This is a genomic window from Nitrospirota bacterium (assembly GCA_040754395.1).
GTDB lineage: Bacteria > Nitrospirota > Thermodesulfovibrionia > Thermodesulfovibrionales > SM23-35 > JBFMCL01.
This window is the reverse complement of the sequence record JBFMCL010000044.1, coordinates 1-3984: the sequence shown is the minus strand read 5'-3', so window position 1 is coordinate 3984 and position 3984 is coordinate 1. Positions and strand designations below refer to the sequence as shown.

Sequence of the window (3984 nt, the reverse complement as noted above, 5' to 3'; positions counted from 1 at the left end):
AGATACTCGACACCGAATACGGTTTTGACGAGACGATCGGTACCAGCATTGTTATACAGGAGGTGTTCGGTCTCATTAAAAAAGCAGCGGTAAGCGAAAGTAACGTGCTCATCACCGGGGAAAGCGGGACCGGAAAAGAGCTTGTGGCGAGGGCTATCCACAAATGGAGCCCGAGAAAGGGGAAGCCGTTTGTTACGATAAACTGCACTGCCATCCCCGATACGCTTCTTGAGTCTGAATTGTTCGGATTTGAAAAGGGCGCGTTTACCGGGGCAAACTATACAAAAAAAGGGCTGCTCGAGGTAGCGGATGGAGGAACCGTCTTTTTTGATGAAATTGGAGATGTGTCTCCCCTTTTCCAGACCAAGATTCTGCGGGTGTTGCAGGAAGGAGAGATTATGAGGATTGGAGGAACCCATCAAATTAAAATAGATATCAGGGTCATCGCGGCGACCAATAAGGATCTCGGGACTGCCTGCAAAAAGGGGACATTCAGGGAAGACCTTTTCTACCGCCTGAATGTGATCAATATCGACCCTCCCCCTTTGCGAAACCGAATGGAAGACATACCTTTCCTGGTGGAGCATTTCATAAAAAAGCATGCCCCGAAAAGAAAAGATATCATGATAAAGGGCATAAATGACGAAGCCATGAGCAGCCTCCTGGGCTATACGTTCCCGGGTAATGTGAGAGAGCTTGAAAATATCATAGAACGTGCAATGTCGTTTGCGAACAGCCCGTGGATATTATCCGGGGATCTGCCTTCATATCTGCACACATCCCCAAGAAAAAAGATCGTATCTCCCAGGTTGCGCGAGGCACTTGTTGCGTATGAAAAAGAGCTGATATGGTCTGCCTTGCAGGATTCACGGGGAAACATTTCACGGGCAGCTTCGCAGCTTGGTATCCACCGCCAGCAACTTCAGAAAAAGCTCAAAGATCTCCGCATGCAATAAAGAATTGACAGGCAATAATTTATTGCACTTTTCTTGGAAAATTCCGCGTAATTCCCTCACTTCTGCAGCTTTTGATTGCATACATGTGCCCGGAGTAAAATCAATGTTTCGAAAAATCAATAAGTTATGTTATGGCATAGCTGTTGCTTGAACATGAAATCATTATAAAGACAGGAATTAATGAGTATATGAAGATTGAGAAAACAGTAGACCGGGGAAGCAAGGAAAAACTGTATGTGCAGATATACTCCATTATCCTCGAAAAGATAGAAAGCGGTGAGTGGCCTGCCGGAACACGTATTCCTCCCGAAGATGAACTCTGCAGGATATATGATGTAAGCAAGGTTACAGTGCGGGAAGCGATGCAGGAACTTGTTCGGGAAGGGTGTCTGAAGCGGCAGCAGGGAAAAGGGACTTTTGTGGCGTATTCTGTGCCTCAGCCGGGTGTCAATATGAGGACAAGATTATCTGAAGATATGTATGGAGAGGGGGTGAAAGTAGAAAAGGAAATACTGTTCAGGGGGTTTTGGAAAGGGGCGGAGGAAAAAGAAGTATTAATGACAGAGGATGAAATATACCGCATTTGTATCAGAAAAGTTGTCGATGGAGAAATATACGGCGAAGAAATCTTCATCCCGCTGTTTATTCTTCCTGATATCGAGCAGGAAGATATATCTGGCAGATCAATCTATGATCTGATAGAAGAGAAGGGGACAAAAAAGATATTCAGGGTCGTGCAGACGGTTGAATTTGCTGAAATAAAAAAAGAGGATGCAATGACACTGAAACAGCAGGAAGGCGTGACAGCCCTGGTGGTCAGCAGAACACTGATAAGTTCGGATGGGCACCCCATCGGCATAACAAAAACAACCGGGACCGGAAGCAGCGCTAAGTTTCAGATAGAATTTGAACGCATAAGGTAAGAATTGCTTAAAAAGGAGGGGTTGACATGAGTTTTCCAAGAAAGATGTATGAGTTTCTCAAGATGGCGTCAATAGCTCATGCAAAATGGGATTATGAGGTTTCGATGAACATCATCAGAAACCGGAAAAAACTTCTGATCCTTTTTGTCATGCTGATGCCGATACTTGCGGTAACGTTGTTACAGGCAGCAGATATGATAGGCGGAAAAACGGCATATGCGCCTGCCCATTATACGAACACGATATTTATCGTTTCGATCGCGGTAGGCCTTGCGGCGGGTCTGATTACCGGCTGCATTGGCGCGGGGGGCGGCTTTATCATTACTCCGGCGCTGATGGCAGCGGGAGTGAAAGGAATCCTTGCAGTCGGCACGGATGTGTTCCATATCTTTGCAAAGGCGATCATGGGAACCGCGGTGCACAAGAAACTGGGCAACGTCTCGGTTAAGCTTGCCATCGCATTTCTTATCGGTTCCGGAGGTGGCACTTTTATCGGAGGTGCGATCAATAAGGGCCTCTACAACAAAGATCCGCTCTTAAGTGAAGCGTTTATCAGTCTGGTATATGCGGTGCTCCTCGGATTTCTCGGATTTTATGCCCTTGCCGACTTTATAAAATCAACGAGAAAACCTTCAGAGGGAGGCGCACATGACGCCCATGGCGGACCGTCAGGCATGACTTCCCTTGCAGTAAGCATCCAGAAGGTCAATATCCCGCCGATGATCACCTTTGATGAGGACTTCGGCGGCAGGAGAATCTCCTGGCTGTTTGTTGCGATCGGTGGAGTCATTGTCGGAATGCTCGCAGCGATCATGGGTGTCGGCGGCGGTTTTGTTACTTTTCCAATGTTCGTGTATATATTCGGTGTCTCTACCGCAACAACTGTCGGTACCGATATCCTCCAGATCATCTTTACCGCGGGTCTTGCATCGATCGCGCAGTATGCCATTTACGGGTACGTGTTCTACACCCTCGCCATGGGCATGCTGATCGGCTCCCTGATCGGGATCCAGGTAGGAGCGCTGACGACAAAGGTCGTGAAGGGGATACACATCAGAGGGTTCTATGCGGCATCTATCATTGCAGGTTTCATAAACAGGGCTTCAACCCTTCCAAAGAAAATGACAGAGCTTGAGATGGTCAATTTGCCGAAAGCCCTCACCTCCAATATTGAGTTTATCGGGAATATCCTGTTCTGGATTGTTGTGGGGTTTTTCGGCGTTTGGGTTATCAGCAAGTTCTTTGCGAACATTAAATCATTAAAAGAGGAGGGATAAGAGATGGCGGGCAAACATAAAGGACATCTGGGACTGGGAATAGTCCTTGCAATATCGTTTCTTGTTGTTCTTGTCCTGATTTTTTCTCCTGTTTTTCCAAAGGCACCTGACGGATCATCTCAGAACGGTTTGGAGTATGCTGACAGGATGTTCAACAGGCTGGCAAAGGGATCGTCGTATTTTATCCCGAAAGTGCTGCAGAACAATGAAGAGTTTATGGGTAAGATGATCAATATTACCATAAAGATGGACAAACCAGACGACAAGCCCGGGGATGCGGAGAAGCGTGCAGAACTGGCATCGAAGCTCTTGATTCCTACCGGGGCCAGGACAGAAGTCATGGGGCCTGAAATAAAGATGGAAGGGGACCTCGGGAAAATCCTCGAATCAGCGCTCCAGGATTCAGACGCAATGTTTAAAAATAATGGGGAACAGATCAGGGCCAAATATGCGGATGCGATGTCACTTGTGAAGGAGGAAGAACAAAAGGAGTTCGAGAAGAAGATGTTCCGGCAGTGGCATACCGTTCTGGCCAAGATGGACAAGGAGTTCAAGAAGGAGAAGATGGTTCCTGAAGCAAAAATATGTTCTGATGTCATGAAAAAGGCGGTTGAAGCTGCCTACAATTTTTATGGGATTGAGGCACAGAAGGTGATTGATCATGTCGGCATGATGACAACCCTGCTGGTATTCTATGTGGCCTATACAATGTGGTGGGGATATGCGATCTTCTTCATCTTTGAGGGCATAGGACTGAGCATGAAGAAGGCGAAAGTAAAGAAGGAAGTCTAAGGAGGAAAAAATGAAGATACTGGTTCCTGTAGACGG

General features: G+C 46.8%; 4 protein-coding genes. All 4 read left to right on the top strand.

Annotation, left to right across the window (positions count from 1 at the left end; genetic code table 11):
• A partial coding sequence (locus AB1552_14210; GenBank protein MEW6054913.1) for a sigma-54 dependent transcriptional regulator occupies positions 1–956 on the top strand: 956 nt, incomplete at its 5' end.
• A gap of 188 nt (positions 957–1144) precedes the next feature.
• Positions 1145–1879, top strand: coding sequence for a GntR family transcriptional regulator (locus AB1552_14205; protein ID MEW6054912.1), 735 nt, complete (start codon positions 1145–1147; stop codon positions 1877–1879).
• Positions 1880–1905: 26 nt separating this feature from the next.
• The gene (locus tag AB1552_14200; protein MEW6054911.1) at positions 1906–3156 is read left to right on the top strand and encodes a sulfite exporter TauE/SafE family protein; all 1251 of its coding nucleotides are present in this window, start codon (positions 1906–1908) and stop codon (positions 3154–3156) included.
• Positions 3157–3159: 3 nt separating this feature from the next.
• Positions 3160–3948, top strand: coding sequence for a hypothetical protein (locus tag AB1552_14195; GenBank protein MEW6054910.1), 789 nt, complete (start codon positions 3160–3162; stop codon positions 3946–3948).
• Positions 3949–3984 lie beyond the last annotated feature (36 nt).

Bases quoted from the DNA above. Each gene is read 5' to 3' on its own strand.
- AB1552_14205 (MEW6054912.1), top strand. From the start codon at position 1,145: ATGAAGATTGAGAAAACAGTAGACCGGGGAAGCAAGGAAAAACTGTAT.
- AB1552_14200 (MEW6054911.1), top strand. From the start codon at position 1,906: ATGAGTTTTCCAAGAAAGATGTATGAGTTTCTCAAGATGGCGTCAATA.
- AB1552_14195 (MEW6054910.1), top strand. From the start codon at position 3,160: ATGGCGGGCAAACATAAAGGACATCTGGGACTGGGAATAGTCCTTGCA.